The sequence below is a fragment of the Pedobacter sp. SYP-B3415 genome (assembly GCF_004138205.1).
Taxonomy (GTDB): Bacteria; Bacteroidota; Bacteroidia; order Sphingobacteriales; family Sphingobacteriaceae; genus Pedobacter.
Genome location: NZ_RXNQ01000011.1, coordinates 35,307 through 50,420 on the forward strand (window position 1 = coordinate 35,307; position 15,114 = coordinate 50,420).

Here is a 15,114-nt window from a genome sequence, read left to right on the forward strand (position 1 = left end):
CAGCCCTGCCATTAGCAACAGCCAACTCAAATCTTGAATGCCAGCAGCGAGGCGAGAAAAAAGCCGTCTCTTGGCTGCGAAACAATACTTTCCAGGTACGCGCCCGTACTGAAATATTGAGCACCGAAAATGTATTTGAGATGAGGACTGATGTTCCAGGTCAGCATCGTCATGTAACTGGTTCCGATATACCTTTTGTCAGACCCCGAGGAAGACAGGTTGAAGATGCCTGAAGGCCGGTAGATCCCGTCTTCCAATGATTGTCGCCAGTTATAAACTATTCCTGCACTTACGTTCACTTTCTCGGCAGGGTTCCAGGCCAGGCTCGGATGCAGGGAGATCAGGTTGGCAGGGCCTGCCTGTGGAATCACACCAAAATAGCCGCCGTTGGGATACAATGGGTTCATTGTGTTCAATATGCCGTCATCTTTCTTCCTGTCGCCCGATACGAGGTCGCTTCTCAGGTTCAGCGCCGGTATGCCTTTTAGTCCGCCGAAACGGTAACCGATATCCGCTGAGCCGCCCCAGGCGCGAATCTTTCCGTTGCCGAAGGAGCCAAACTGGTAACTTGTCTCCAGATTGTACCTGAATGCGCTGGCGGTATTCCAAAACCGGGCGGCGAGGGTATGCCGGCGTTCGCCTGCGGTACCATCATCAAAGACAGCGTTGGTTCGGCTGATACCGAGATAAGACAGGTCGATATGGATCTGCCGGGATGCGAACCAGGTGCTGTAAAGGCCCCATAACTTGGCCTTCCGTCCGGAGGGGTTATCAAAAATTCCGGTCTTTATACCTCCGTTGCCCATGATAAAACCGTCAGCATTGAATTTAACCGAGCTGTACGCCACTTTAGCTCCGTCAAAGTACAGACGCAGGTTTGGGCCTTCCTGCACATCAATGAGGCGTCCGCTGCCGTATTGCAGTTCCTGCCTGCCCAGCCTTATTGTGACCCTTCTTTCTGATGATCTGTAAGGGATCACATCCACGAACAGATTTTGCACATTCAGCTGATCTTCATCGATGGGGCGCGGTCCGGTTCTGCGGCCGTTTTCCAGAGCACTTCGCAGCTGCCCAAAAATACGTACCCGCCCACCGAGGTGCAGATCGGCGTGTAGCTGATAACGCTGCAAAACGAACAACTGGGTGCCAAAGCTTCTGCTGCCCCAATCTTCGTTCTGCGAGCGGTCGGTCTCGAAACGCGCCTCGCCGCCAAATGACAGATACGTAGGTCCGTTCTGTGAGAGCGGCAAATATTTGATGCTATGATAGAACGTTCGGGTGCTGTCTTTCAGGCCCGAATAATCTTCGTCATAACGCATCAGCCTGATGTTTTGGGCCTTCGACAGCTTTGCCGGTATCAGCAGGCAGAACAGAACTGCGATCTTCAATTTCATCATCTCATGTTTTCTCTAACCGGTCTTGCGGTCTGTTTCCTTTTGCGGCGATACGGTGTTAGCGATGACCGTTCGCAGTTTTGAATTGATCCGGATGGTGCCTTTCAGGATCTTCGATACCGGGCAGTTCTCTGCTACGCGGATCAGCCGCTGCTGCAGCTCCGCGTCGGAAACCTCCGGAACGAAGATTCGCCTTTCAATATGTGCAACCAAACCTTCGTTCCCGATCACCTGGTGGATGTTTGCTTCCACTTCAATTTTCGGGATGTTCAGTCCCTTAAGATCAGCATACATCCTGAGCGACGCCAGCGTACAGGCCACCAGCGATGACAGCAGCAACGTAAAAGGGTCCGGTCCAAGGTCCCCGCCGCCCATATTTTCGGGCTCATCGGTGAGCAGAACGCCGTTTCGCCAGTGGACAGAGGTCAGGAACTTTTCGGTACCTATGACGCCTCGAACGGGGTTTTTAAGTATGTATTTCATCGATGCCAGTCCTTATTCCATACATCTTCATATTGGGCAGGATGCCGGCGGAACTGCGCATTCACATAGGGGCAAAGCGGGATGATCGTTAGACTTTGTTCCCTGGCATAACGTACCAGTTCTTCCAGCAGCAGTTTTGCGAAACCGCGGCCTTCGAATTCCGGATTCACCTCGGTATGAAATACCGCCAGCCTGCCGCCGGTAATCGCCAGGTCCATCTTTCCGGCCTGTACGCCGTCAGAAATGAGCTGGACTTCTCCGTGTATGTGATCCCTAAAAACAACTTTCGTATTTTCCATATGATGACTGATCTGTTTTAGCTTGCTGTACCTGGATGCTCCATGCAGCAGCAGGTATACAGCGCCGCGGAATCATTTGTCTCCGGCAGCATTCGTATATACACGGCTGAATGGTCACTCGGTCGTGCCTGCCGGCGGATGCTGACGTCCCCCGGTTCGCATATCCAGGTCTATTAGTATTGATCGTTTCACCAACTGCCCGACGAACAGACAGGAAGTCAGCGGCGGCCTCGCATGAAGGTCGCCTCACAACCGGCAGACAAAAGTCAGTAACTGTGGCGAACCGGAAAGATGACAATTGTTCAAAAAAATAGTAGACAAAAATCTACCGCTTTCAATGAAGCGTGACGAAGGAGGAGTTATTTCAGATCAATCTGCCGCTTGATGCGACTCAGCGTGTCTTTGTTGATACCCAGATAAGATGCGATCACATGCTGGGGAAAACGTTGAGCGAATTCAGGATAACATGCCAGCAGATCGGCGTAACGTTTGTTGGCGGGGTCACTTATGGCGGAGGTCACGCGGCGGTTATTGGCCATTTCGTTTCGCTCGTCGAGTTTAAATTTCATCTCAACGAACGCCGGAACATTTTTCTGCAGCGCAAGGCTGCCTTCTAAAGTGAGGCAAAGCAGTTCGCAATGCTCAAGAGCGTCGATGTTATACCGGCTGGGGGTCTGGTTTATGAAACTTTCACGGTCGCCCATCCACCAGTTCTCGATGCCCAGCCTGACGATATGTTCCATCTCTTTGTCATCGACGGTATACATCCGCATCGCGCCTTTTACAATGAAACCGTAGTTATGGCAAATTTCTCCGGCCTGCAGCAGATATTGTTTTTTTCTCAACCGGTATGGTCTGAAGTGCTGCCTGATCAAAGCCCTTTCATCGCTTGTAAGTGGCTTAGCGGTAAACTTTTTCAGATAATCAAAATAAGCATCATGCATAGACGCACTCCGGTATGTTTTAGAATTTAAGTATAGAGATCTTTCTGTAAATATAAGTATAAATGCGTCGTATCATCAATTCGGGCCGGATATAGGAAACAGTATGCCTGAAAATCAACGTATTGGCAAATCGCGCCCGAAGCCACGTCAGCGACATTTTGGATGTTTGTAGATAAATGTCGATGATATTAATAAACATAGATCATCTTGTTAATATGACCGATTTTACAAAATTTGTCGCGCCGGCGTCACCGTGCCATGATGAAAGGGGGATGAAAGGCCGCTGCTGAATTATGCCCTGATGTACAGGGACCAACCTCTGGTCTGATCCCTGTGGCGCGGACGTCTACCGGCTATATTCGGTGATGTAGGTGTTTCAGATCTTTCAAGGCAATTTTAATTTGTTTATTTAGGATACAACAGGAGAACCATGTCAGACATTCAAAAAACACGCCCGATGCTATGCCGCATCAACAGCGGGCTCACCAGCCAATCTGTTTTACCGGCAAACATGATTACCAAACTTCGATTATGCTTGATATCGTAATTTCATCACGTCAGGCCGAGATCATTCCCGGCTTTGCCGTTAAACGGCTGTTGCCGTACCAGCTGAGACGTATGGTCGGACCTTTTATTTTTCTTGACCACGGCGGGCCAATCAGCATGCCGGTCGCTATGCATAGTAACCTCGATGTGCTGCCGCATCCACATATCGGACTGTCCACGGTCAGTTACCTCTTCAGCGGAGAGATCATGCACCGGGATTCCCTGGGTGTTGAGCAGGCCATTAAACCCGGCGAAGTAAACTGGATGAACGCTGGGAGAGGCATAGCGCACAGTGAACGTTTCGAGGACCCGGCGATCAGGGCGGGCGGAAGTCTTGAAATGATCCAGACCTGGGTCGCATTACCTGAACAGGATGAGGAAGGGGAGCCTACATTCACAAACTACAAGCCGGAACAACTACCTGTGTTTACAGACACGGGGATCTGGATGCGCCTGATTGCCGGCGAAGCGTTCGGACTAAAAAGCGCGGTGAAGACCACATCACCGCTTTTCTATCTGCACGTTGAACTGGAAAAGGGCGCCCGCTTCAGCATTCCCCCGGGGCACAGCGAAAGGGGTGTTTATATTGTACATGGTAATTTAGCGGTTAATGGAGTGACCTATCCGGAAGGTCAAATGCTGGTATTCAGCAAGGGTGTAGATCCTGTTATTGTTGCCGAAACGACTGCTACTTTAATGATGCTGGGCGGCGAACACCTCGGCGACCGCTATATCTGGTGGAATTTCGTTTCGAGCCGGAAGGAAAGGATCGAACAGGCCAAGGAGGACTGGAAGCAGGGACGGATACTTTTGCCCCCTACAGATAACGCGGATTACATTCCCTTGCCGGTAACTACATCAAAACCAGCAGGCGGGCCGCCCCCTAATACCCTGTCATGAGAGCGCTGGGGTCGCACCTGCCGGGCTGACAGGTCATCCGATTAAATATTAACAAACAACAACAAAATTACATGGAAATAGGAATAGACAGTTTCGCCTCGGCGATGTACGGTGACGATGAATTGAACAGTATTGATGCGATGGAGCAGCTGATTGAAAGGATCGTAGCCGCTGATAAGGCCGGACTTGATGTGTTCGGCATCGGCGAACATCACAAAAAAGAATTTCTGGACTCGGTGCCCGCCGTGATCCTGGCAGCTGCAGCGGCGCGGACCAAAAACATCCGGCTTATGAGCGCGGTAACGGTCCTGAGCACATCCGATCCTGTGCGTGTATTTCAGCAGTTTGCGACGCTTGATATTATTTCGAAGGGACGTGCAGAGATTATCGCCGGCCGCGGTTCTGCTACAGAAGCGTTCCCACTGTTCGGTTACGATCTGAATGATTATGACGCGCTGTTCAAAGAAAAATTAAAGTTGCTGATCCAGATCAGGGATGAGGAGTTCGTCACCTGGTCGGGCAAATTCCGACCGGCATTACATAACCAGCCGGTCTATCCGCGCCCGGTGCAAAAGAAATTACCTGTCTGGGTGGGCGTAGGCGGGACAGCTCAATCATTTGTTCGGGCTGGCATGCTTGGGCTACCGCTGATGGTGGCCGTAATCGGCGGCGAGACGGAACGGTTCAGGCCGCTGGTCGATCTTTACAGGAGGTCGGGCGCGGAAGCCGGTTTCAAACCCGAAGAGCTGAAAGTCGGACTTCATTCTCCGGGATATGTAGGGGACACCGACGAGTCGGCCATAGCAGATTATTATCCGGGTTATATCAAGTCATGGAATAAAGTAGGTCGCGAACGCGGCTGGCCGCCAATTACCAAGGCGCAATTTGATGCGGGCGTAGCACCGCAGGGCGTCCTGGTGGTGGGTGGCCCGGAGACTGTTGCCAAAAAGCTTAAAAGACATAGCGAAGCGCTGGGCGGAATAGACCTGTTTACTTTCCAGATGGATATCGCCGGCCTTAGTCACGAGCAGTTGCTGAAGTCCATCGGTCTTATCGGCAGTGAGGTCATCCCCCGGCTCAGGGAACAGGCAGGGTAGAACATCGTTGCCTCATTGCCTGCGGCATGTATAAAAATAACTATCACGAATTTTTATGATGAAAAAGAAAAGCAGTTTCTCAACCCAGGGTCAGAGGGGCGATATCGGCGACCTGGAGATATACCGCATGCTTCCTAACCGGTATGCGGATGCAGTAGGGCCTTTTGTGTTTCTGGATCATATCGTACCGACAATCAGGACCACTATTAATAAAGGAGGTACCGGCGCACATCCGCACCGCGGTATTGCCACTTTGACTTACATTCTAGACGGAGAGGACGAACACTTTGACAGTGCCGGAAATTACGCCCTCGTACATTCGGGAGGCGTACAATGGATGAATGCAGGCAACGGTATCATTCATGATGAGACCCTGAACTACGATTCGCTAACGGATTCCAGACTTGTACATGCTTTACAGTTCTGGATCAATCTGCCTTCAGTCATCAAAGCGGGAAAACCGGCATATTTAGCCGTTGAAGGCGATGCGGTACCACGCAAAGAACTTCCGGACAGGAAAGGCTGGATCAAGGTTATCGCTGGTGAATTTGAAGAACTGCGCTCGGCGATCCCTGATTATTCAGAACAGTTCCTTTACCATATCCATCTGGAGGCGGATGCCGTCTTTGAGATCGTCTTTGAGAGCGAAACGGAAGTAGCTGTATACTTGCCCGAGTTACCGGGCGTCATTAATGATGAAAAATTTAATGCCGGCGACTTTATCGAATTCGACAGAAAGGCGGGGATCATGGAACTGCATAATAACAACCAGAAAGCCTGCGACGTTATCGTGTTTGGCGGCGCCCCTTATCGGGAGCCGATCTTTGCAGAGGGGCCTTTCGTGATGAACTCCAAAGTCGACACAGCCATTGCATACCGGGATTTTTACAACGGAGATTACGGCACAATCGATTATGAAAAACAACGGGCGGCTGCCCGCGGATAACCGGAACGCGAGGAATCATGGATAAACGCGATTATGCAATACCGGCACAGACCCGCATTGGGCATGTGCATTTGAAGGTGAGTGATCTTGAGCGGGCACTCGTATTTTACAGGGATCTGCTGGGTTTCGACGTGGTGGCTACGTACGGCGATCAGGCCGCGTTCCTTTCAGCAGGCGGTTACCACCATCATATCGGACTAAACACCTGGCATAGCCGCGGTAGCGGTAAAGCGCCGATAAACGCGCCGGGTCTGTACCATACAGCGATCTTATATCCGGAAAGGAAAGACCTGGCCGCTATTTTAAAAAGGCTGATCGATGAGGGCCAACCCATTACAGGCGCCTCAGATCATGGCGTGTCTGAAGCTATATATCTGGATGACCCTGACGGCAACGGGGTTGAGCTTTATTGGGACCGGCCGCGTGCACAATGGCCGGTAGGCCCCGATGGCAACATAATAATGTACAATAAACGATTGGATATCGAAGACTTACTTGGGCTTGCCCGCTGAAGCAATCCGCGTACTCATTCATGTAAGTACGACAGTAAGATCCTGACTGATCAAAGTCTTTTTGCCGGAATACACAGGATGACGCCGAGTACCGGCCCGTTATGCGCCGGCCGGCCTGTTGTGCGGATATGAGATCAGCTCTTTCAGACTAATACAGTGAACCGGCCAGGAGCCTTATGCCTTGCAGAAATTGGCAGCAGATGGCCTTGTTTGTCTGTGGCGAACGCCGGACTGAGCGGTATCGCCATCGTGGCTGCAGTGTCGGGTTCGCGGCTGCGGTTGTCCTGGAAAGAGCTTGACAGATCAGCTGCGATAGGGGGAGATCGCCCTGAGGCATCAGCTGTTTAACTATATTATTATTCGTAAATTGGCACGAGATAGGGGTTGTTAATAATGTATCAGAAATTGATCAATTACATAAAAGATTACTCAGGTTCAGAGATAAATGCATTGGAAACAGAATTAATAAAAAATGCTTTTGAACCTAAAAAACTGCGTAAAAGACAATTTTTTTTGAGAGCGGGCGATATATCAAAGCATACGGCTTTCATTACAAAAGGCGCTATGCGTCAATATTGCATAGACGATAAAGGCAACGAAAAGGTTGTACAGCTTTTTATTGAAAATTACTGGGCAGACGACCGCGGCAGCATGATCGCCATGGAACCGTCAATCTACAATATTGAAGCTTGGGAAAGCACAGATGTCCTGATCATTACGCCAAGAGGTATACTGGAACTCGCCGATGAGGTTCCGGCTATCGGGCGGATGCTTCGTGTAATGGACGACAGACATGCTGTCGCTTTAAACAAAAGGATAAATTCAATGATCTGCGGTACGGCCGAAGCCCGCTATCAGGAATTTGCCGCTAAACATCCGCAATTTATACAGCGTTTTCCTCAGCACCACATTGCTTCCTATCTGGGAATTACAAAGGAAACGCTGAGCAGGGTGAAAAGGCAGGCCGTAAGGTGATTTTTGTGCTGCAGGTTTTCAATTTGAAATGCAATGTGTCATGTTCAGCAGGTATGGTTCTGGTCGCTGAACGACTGTCTTCCTGATGTGATCTACATTGTTGCATCATCGATTCCTGATTGTTCACGGTCACTCTGTCTACTTTGCCGTTGGCATAGAATCAAACATTGAAACAGTGCCAGTTCTAACTGACACTGTCTGATACAAAGCTGACAAGGAGAGAGCTTGTTAATTGTCAGGGTGTGATCCCGGGATGACAGGTGTTAATCTTTTTTATTATGAAACCCACCATAATATTTGAATGGAGACCATACAGGGAGTGTTTCAGGTAATTTCGGAGACAGGTGTTTAAATTCTTCTGCACCGAAAACCACCCTTCCATTTACGACGGTTAATGAGGCAGAGATCGTTTTTATTTCGTCATCCGGGATGGTAAAAAAGTCTTTGTCAAGCAGGACAAAATCTGCGAGGTTGCCCGGAATAATCTTCCCCATCTCGCGCTCCTGATCTTCAAACCAGGTCGGGGCTACCGTAAACAATTTTAACGCTTCTTCCCTTGTTAACCGGTTATTTTTTGCGAGTATTTCGGCGCCCGACACCGATTTGCCAGTGATCATCCAGCTGATGCCTATCCATGGATTAAAGGAAGCGACCCTGAACGCATCCGTTGTCATGGTCAGCGGAACTCCGCTATCATACAACTCACGCAGTCTCGGCGTTTTAGACGCTTTCTCCGCTCCATACGTTTTTACAAAGGCTTCGCCATGCATGGCCAGTTTGGTGTCCAGCGCAATGCCACCGCCTAATTTTTTTACCCGTGAAGCATTCTCAAGCGATATTGTTTCGGCATGTTCGATACTCCAGCGTAAACCGTCTAAAGGTGTCTTTTTGTTTATCTCCTCGAGTTCGTCAAGAAAGGGTGTGATATTTTCGTCGTAGCTGATGTGCATGCGAAAAGGAATCCCTCGCTCAACGAGTTTCGTAATGTCTTCGCGGATATGCCGACGCATTACTTCTTTATCGATAATTACAGCTGGTCTGTCGAAGTTTTCGTGATCGTGAAGTTCTACCCTAAGCAATTCGCCGGCACCTTCATATTCATGACCATGTGCCATTGCCGGATGCAGATTCTCTCCCGGACTAATGGGAGCTATCTTCGTTACTGCGTTGATTTCTGCGTCTACTAAACTACCGCTGTTCACATCTCCGAATTGAAGGTCAATGAAAGGCATCCTGACATTTAAACGATTCTCCTTTGCCAGCTGCTGTATTTGTGTATGTCCGTTCGGATGGCCGATCAAAGCGGCCCCGTCGACAGCCGAAGTGACTCCAAAGCGGTTCAGGCTATTAATTACATTTATTATCGAACTAAGCTGCTCTTCATTCGATGGCTGTGGCACCATAGATTCCAATGATATGAAGGTAAACGTATATCCGTCTACGATCCCGGTATAGTTTCCCTTCTTATCCTTTTCGAATACCGTACCCGGCAACGCCGGAAACCGGCTGGTACCCACTCCGAAAGCTTTCATAGCCATGTCATTTAAAAATGCGCGGTTGTAAGCATACTGAACAATCACAGGTCGGTTCGGAACCGCTTTCCTGATTTCTTCGATAGTTGGCAGCCGGTTTTCCTTGAACTGGTATGGCGACCAGCCGCCGATCACCTTCACCCAGTGCCCTTCAGGCGTCCGTTTTGCCTGCTCACTTAACATTTCCAACGCACGTTTTAATGTCGGTACGCCTTCCCATCTTACATTGTAATTGTAACTCCTCTCATTTAAGATATGGAGGTGTGCATCGTTGATACCGGGAATCAAACGTTTACTACCTGCATCAATCAGCCTGGTGCTGCCGCCTTTCAGTAATAATATCTCAGCATCTGTTCCTACAGCATAAATTTTGCCGCGTTTTACTGCAAGCGCAGACGCTTCGGGTTTGGTCAGGCTGCCGGTAGCGATTTTCGCGTTGAAGACGATCATATCGGCGCCGGCCAGTTGTTCAGCAGATTGCGCCATACTCTGTACAACACCGATGATTGCAAATGCCAGGAGGATTAGTTTTTTCATAATGACTATTGGGCTTGTTTAATTTTTGTCGTTGTGATCAGGGGAAAGGAACTCTGATCGCTGGGTCAAAATTAATTAGCCCCGAAGTGTTGCAAGATGATAATTGCTTTGAAATTCTATCGATAAATATCTATGTCTGCGAGCGACAGCGTAATACTTTTATATGAATGATGATTCCAGAGTCATTCGCTGCATTGTTATTTCTTTATTGAAGACAGGTTAAGATCTATAGACTGGCACGATGAGTAGCGTATGAGCCGGTTAAACTCTTAATTGGCTCAAAAATTGACTATATTTGAGCCGATTAATTTACCCAATCGACTCATGATGTACCATTGGCAATTACCAGGCTGGCCTGATTTTGTTTATGAGGTCGAAGAAATTCAGCCCCTGATCCTGGCATTTGCACAGGAAATGGGAGAGGTGCGTGGTGTCGTGCAGGGCTTATCTGACCATTTAAAGCAGGAAACATTGCTGCAGCTTATGTTGGCTGAAGCACTGAAGACATCGGCAATAGAAGGCGAATATATAAGCCGGGAAGACGTCATGTCTTCAATTAAAAATAATCTCGGGTTGAACGAAACGCTCATTCATGTAAAAGACAGACGGGCGGACAGTGTAGCTCAGTTAATGCTGGAGGTTAGAAAATCATTTGATCAGCCCTTAAACCTGAACATGCTTCGGGCCTGGCACAAAATATTAATGACCGGCGCACGCAAAGTGAAGCCCGGGCAATGGCGAACAGGGGCTGATCCGATGCAGATTGTTTCAGGCGCATATGGCCGCGAGGTTATACATTATGAGGCGCCGCCATCTTCGGAAGTGCCCAAGGAAATGGAGAAATTTGTTCAATGGTACAATAAAGCGACTTTTCCGTTAAAGGGGGAGGTTGCCGAAGCAGTACTCAAGTCGGCCGTTGCGCACCTCTATTTTGAATCGATACACCCGTTTGAAGACGGTAATGGCCGCATAGGCCGTGCCATTGCAGAAAAGGCGTTATCACAGTCGATTGGGTACCCAGTTATGCTTAGCCTTTCCAAAATCATTGAACATAACAAAACTGCCTATTATGCCGCTTTAAAGGAGGCGCAGCGCTCTTTGAAAATAACCGAATGGGTTAATTATTTTGGGTCCGTTATTATGGAGGCTCAACGTGATGCAAAGGTCATGGTGCAGCATGCCCTGAAAAAAGCCCGGTTTTTCGACCGGTTTGGCCATCAGCTTAACGAGCGGCAATTAAAAGCGATAAATAAGATGCTCGATAAAGGTACCGATGGCTTTGAAGGGGGAATGACTGCCAGGAAATATACTGCTATCACCAAAACTTCTAAAGCGACAGCGACCCGCGATTTAAATGAGCTCAGGCTTCAGGGCGTTTTAGTGCAGAAGGGAGCGGGCAGGTCTGTAACATACGAGCTGAATCTGGGGTAGGTTTGAAAAGGGATGCAGAAATAAGCGAGAATACCTCTTCAAAAACGTGGCGGATGATATGTTACCGAAAAAAATGGATCCTAAAATTAAAGAACCCGGTGTTTGGCTTTCTTATCTTATCGGTGCTGTTTTTATTGTACCTATACTAGCTTATTATCTCTCCATACCAGATGTGTTTCCAAAACAGGTCTATATTCAGGTTTATTTAAGTGGCCCTATATTGGTGAGTTTGGGATTAATTTTGTTTTTCCGCTAAAGGAAAAAAATTACTGGTTTTAGTTTTTCTTACAGCAGGATTGTGGTGGGTATATGAGTTATTATCTAAATAGTTCCGTATATATACGAATCTAGTAATTAAAATCGGACTCTATCGGGAATTTCTGGGGGGAATGTTTGCCGGTCGACTCGAGGCCTTTCAAAACAATTAAAAGCAGACCATACCGGCCTGCTTTTGCTCATTTTGTGTGTAAATTATTAAACTTAACTGCGTCTATTCGCCCACAGGTATCGGCGTATCTACGCCCGTCGGGGCGGCCACACCAAAGTTTGGCGAGCCGTCTGCATTCCAGGTTAGTTTCTGCATACGTGGCGTGCGGGCGCCGCCGGTTGTGCTGGCTACGCTGCGGGCATGGTAAATAAACCAGTGTTCTTTCTGGGTTACCCCGTTCGGATTGGTGTAACTGCTGGTAAAGAAACCGTTGTGACCAGGTCCATACACACCGTTGGCATCGTTCCGCGTAAAGACCTGCTTTTTGTTGATCCAGTCTGCCGGTACGGTGGGATTGCCGCCCGCCTTTAGCTGGATTTGCGCCAGGCAGTAGTTGTCGCTGCTGTACCTGCTGGCCGAATAAATGATAAAGACCGGGCTGCTGGCATCTTTCTGCAGCATAATCGGTCCTTCATTTACACCGGCACCGATCGAGTTTGGTTCGTGTTTTTCCCAGTTGTTGGTGGGTGAGGAGATCTTAACCCGCGAGCCGCTAACGGTCCACGGATTGGTCATGGGCGCCAGGTACAGATACTGTTTGTAGCGGCTGGCCGTACTCTCCCAACCAGACCAGACAAAATAGTTAGCAGAACCAACGGTAAGGATGGTCCCGTCAATGGCCCATTGGTCGGTGTCATCGCTGATTTTTCCTTTGAAGGTCCAGCTGCCGGTCATCGGGTCGGCATTTGCATTTTCCAGCACGTACATGCGGTGGGTATCGCCGGTGCCGTCATTGGCGGCAAAATAGATGTACCATTTTCCCGCCAGGAAATGCATTTCGGGCGCCCAGAGGTTTGAAGAATAGGCGGTTCCGGCAGGCGGGGTCCAGACCACTTTTTCCGTCGCAGACGATAAGAGCGACATCGATCTTGTCTTGCGCAGGCCGATGTTGTTGCCGCGGGTGTACATGAAATAATAATAGCCATCTTTTTCTGCTACGTAGGGGTCGGCACGGCTCACATCAATCAGCGGGTTTTTGAAGTTCAGGTTATGGAAATTGAACAGGTCCTGCGTGCCTGTAACGCTGGTCTTTTGCCTGATCTTGGTGCCGGGCGTGCTGTTGTTCGGATCAAGCACCATATTCATGCCGGTGCCTTTGTTGATCAGCGAATACATGTTGTTGCTGCCTGAATAAACGACAGACCAACGCTGGTTGTCGCTGTTGTCACTGGTGCCCTGTACCAGGACATCGCCCGTGGCAGAACTGTTCGATTTGAGGCATTTGTTGCTGGTTACATTGACCAGCTTGCAGTATACCGAATCGATCTTGACCAGTTTCCATTTCTGGCCGCCATTGGGAAACCAGGACCATTGCTGGATTTGTTGGTTTTCTGCGCTCGAGTTGCCGGTTACCTCGACCACCGGACCTGCCGGCCAGGAAACAGCGGCGGTAATGCGGTAGGTCGCGCCGTCAATAAGCCGGCTAAGGGAGGAGGCAGCGCTGCTGCTTAAGCTGGATTTGGCAGGAGCCTGCGGCTCTGGGTTTGTTGTTTCTTCCGTTGCGGCTTTTTTACAGGCTGTAAAAGCGAACAGAACGGCGATAACCACCGGAATAAATGGTTTTCTCATGTAGGAAATGATTTGTGCCGCGGCGTTAGCGGTCGCTGCGCAGGCGGCTGGTTTACATTGGGTTAGCTGAAATCAAATAAAAGCACTGTCCGGCAAACCATCTGTTCAAAGTATTGTCGATCTGTCTCAATTTGTAACCTTTATCTTGCAGCCTGCCGGATGATTGATACAAAACGACAAAGAATTGAACTGATTTTCTTTAGCGCATTGGTTTATTTTGAACCGAAATAACCAAATAGACAAATGCATTTGCCGCCCGGGTCAAGTTGGCATACGCCGGCTGCAAACCGCTTCAAAAAACGCCAATTCTTATGCTTAAAAAAGTAATTCTGTTCGCGCTGCTGCTGCCGTTTCAAATGGCTTATGCACAAACCAGGCTGCTCACAAATTTCCCTGCTGGCTACACGCCTCAGGAAGTGGGAAAACGGTTGGCCACCCGGTTTCTTAGCGGTAAACATGCGCTTCATGCGGGCAAATGGATCAGTTATCCCGAAACCTTTAACTGGAATGGTGCATTACGTTTTGCGGCTCTAACCGGCGATACCGCGCTGGTCAGGAAACTAGAGGCGAGGTTCGAGCCGCTCTTTACGACCGAAAAACAATTGCTTCCTATAAAAAATCATGTAGACCTGAACATGTTCGGCAGCCTGCCGCTCGAGTTATACCTGCAGACAAAAAATACGCGATACCTTGAACTTGGTCTTCCATACGCCGATACCCAATGGCAGGTGCCTGACGATGCGAAACCTGCCGAAAAAGAATGGGCAGATAAAGGTTATTCCTGGCAAACCCGCTTGTGGATTGACGATATGTACATGATCACCATTGTGCAAACCCAGGCTTTCAGGGTAACCGGCGAACAGAAATACCTGGACCGGGCGGCAAAAGAGATGGTGATGTACCTGGACGAGCTGCAGCGCGAAAACGGACTGTTTTACCACGCCCCCGATGTTCCCTTCTACTGGGGAAGGGGCAATGGCTGGATGGCGGCCGGCATGGCCGAACTGCTGCGGTCCTTGCCGCGCAACCATCAGGACCGTCCGCGGATTCTTAAGGGCTACCGCACCATGATGAAAAGCCTGAAGGCCTACCAGACCCCGGGCGGCATGTGGAACCAGTTGATTGACGAACCGACCTGGTGGGCCGAAACTTCGGGCTCTGCCATGTTTACGTTTGCCCTCATTACCGGTGTAAAACACGGCTGGCTCAATGCAAAAGAGTATGCACCGGTGGCGCGCAAGGCCTGGATGGCGCTGGTTCCCTATATTGACAAGAACGGGGCCGTGTCTGAAGTTTGCGTGGGCACCAACAAGAAGAATGACAAACAATACTACTACGACCGTCCACGGCGCACGGGCGATTACCACGGGCAGGCACCTTACTTGTGGTGTACGGCCGCCTTGCTGGAAAAGGTACCTCAATAATATAAACTATCAGCTCTGAACGAAATGGCCGGCCCAAC

General features: G+C 49.4%; 14 protein-coding genes. 8 read left to right on the forward strand and 6 right to left on the reverse strand.

The window, feature by feature from the left end; all coding sequences use genetic code 11:
• Positions 1-26: 26 nt before the first annotated feature.
• From EJV45_RS06110 to EJV45_RS06125, 4 genes are all read right to left on the reverse strand, one after another.
• Complete coding sequence (locus tag EJV45_RS06110) at positions 27-1,397, reverse strand: alginate export family protein (RefSeq protein ID WP_240755212.1); 1,371 nt, start codon at positions 1,395-1,397, stop codon at positions 27-29.
• 12 nt (positions 1,398-1,409) lie between these two features.
• Positions 1,410-1,877: an OsmC family protein gene (locus EJV45_RS06115; protein WP_129714784.1), complete on the reverse strand. Its 468-nt coding sequence runs from the start codon at positions 1,875-1,877 to the stop codon at positions 1,410-1,412.
• Complete coding sequence (locus EJV45_RS06120) at positions 1,874-2,176, reverse strand: GNAT family N-acetyltransferase (RefSeq protein ID WP_129714785.1); 303 nt, start codon at positions 2,174-2,176, stop codon at positions 1,874-1,876. Before EJV45_RS06120 ends, EJV45_RS06115 begins: the two co-directional genes overlap by 4 nt.
• 359 nt (positions 2,177-2,535) lie before the next feature.
• A complete protein-coding gene (locus EJV45_RS06125; RefSeq protein ID WP_129714786.1) occupies positions 2,536-3,120 on the reverse strand; it encodes a Crp/Fnr family transcriptional regulator in 585 nt (194 codons plus the stop codon).
• A 462-nt stretch (positions 3,121-3,582) separates the two neighbouring features.
• Here EJV45_RS06125 and EJV45_RS06130 point away from each other — a divergent pair, with 462 nt between their 5' ends.
• The 5 genes from EJV45_RS06130 to EJV45_RS06150 all read left to right on the forward strand — a co-directional run bounded on the left by EJV45_RS06130 (position 3,583) and on the right by EJV45_RS06150 (position 8,096).
• Positions 3,583-4,566 carry a pirin family protein gene (locus EJV45_RS06130; RefSeq protein ID WP_240755213.1) on the forward strand — a complete coding sequence of 328 codons (984 nt, stop codon included), beginning with the start codon at positions 3,583-3,585 and terminating at the stop codon, positions 4,564-4,566.
• 71 nt (positions 4,567-4,637) lie between these two features.
• A complete protein-coding gene (locus tag EJV45_RS06135) occupies positions 4,638-5,663 on the forward strand; it encodes an LLM class flavin-dependent oxidoreductase (RefSeq protein ID WP_129714787.1) in 1,026 nt (341 codons plus the stop codon).
• 55 nt (positions 5,664-5,718) lie between these two features.
• Complete coding sequence (locus EJV45_RS06140) at positions 5,719-6,609, forward strand: pirin family protein (protein WP_240755214.1); 891 nt, start codon at positions 5,719-5,721, stop codon at positions 6,607-6,609.
• Between the two features lie 17 nt (positions 6,610-6,626).
• Positions 6,627-7,121: a VOC family protein gene (locus tag EJV45_RS06145; RefSeq protein ID WP_129714788.1), complete on the forward strand. Its 495-nt coding sequence runs from the start codon at positions 6,627-6,629 to the stop codon at positions 7,119-7,121.
• Between the two features lie 393 nt (positions 7,122-7,514).
• Positions 7,515-8,096 carry a Crp/Fnr family transcriptional regulator gene (locus tag EJV45_RS06150; protein WP_129714789.1) on the forward strand — a complete coding sequence of 194 codons (582 nt, stop codon included), beginning with the start codon at positions 7,515-7,517 and terminating at the stop codon, positions 8,094-8,096.
• A gap of 263 nt (positions 8,097-8,359) precedes the next feature.
• On the opposite strand, the gene EJV45_RS06155 is transcribed toward EJV45_RS06150, so the two are convergent.
• On the reverse strand, positions 8,360-10,165 hold the full coding sequence (locus EJV45_RS06155; protein ID WP_129714790.1) for an amidohydrolase: 1,806 nt from the start codon (positions 10,163-10,165) through the stop codon (positions 8,360-8,362).
• Between the two features lie 324 nt (positions 10,166-10,489).
• Between EJV45_RS06155 and EJV45_RS06160 the strand changes: the two genes are divergently transcribed.
• Both EJV45_RS06160 and EJV45_RS06165 read left to right on the forward strand, forming a co-directional pair.
• Complete coding sequence (locus EJV45_RS06160; protein WP_129714791.1) at positions 10,490-11,596, forward strand: Fic family protein; 1,107 nt, start codon at positions 10,490-10,492, stop codon at positions 11,594-11,596.
• Between the two features lie 58 nt (positions 11,597-11,654).
• Positions 11,655-11,852, forward strand: coding sequence for a hypothetical protein (locus tag EJV45_RS06165; RefSeq protein ID WP_129714792.1), 198 nt, complete (start codon positions 11,655-11,657; stop codon positions 11,850-11,852).
• A 234-nt stretch (positions 11,853-12,086) separates the two neighbouring features.
• Here EJV45_RS06165 and EJV45_RS06170 read toward each other — a convergent pair whose 3' ends face one another.
• Positions 12,087-13,652, reverse strand: a complete 1,566-nt coding sequence (locus EJV45_RS06170; protein WP_129714793.1) for a family 43 glycosylhydrolase — start codon at positions 13,650-13,652, stop codon at positions 12,087-12,089.
• A 311-nt stretch (positions 13,653-13,963) separates the two neighbouring features.
• Here EJV45_RS06170 and EJV45_RS06175 point away from each other — a divergent pair, with 311 nt between their 5' ends.
• A complete protein-coding gene (locus tag EJV45_RS06175; RefSeq protein ID WP_129714794.1) occupies positions 13,964-15,076 on the forward strand; it encodes a glycoside hydrolase family 105 protein in 1,113 nt (370 codons plus the stop codon).
• The last annotated feature ends 38 nt before the right edge of the window (positions 15,077-15,114 follow it).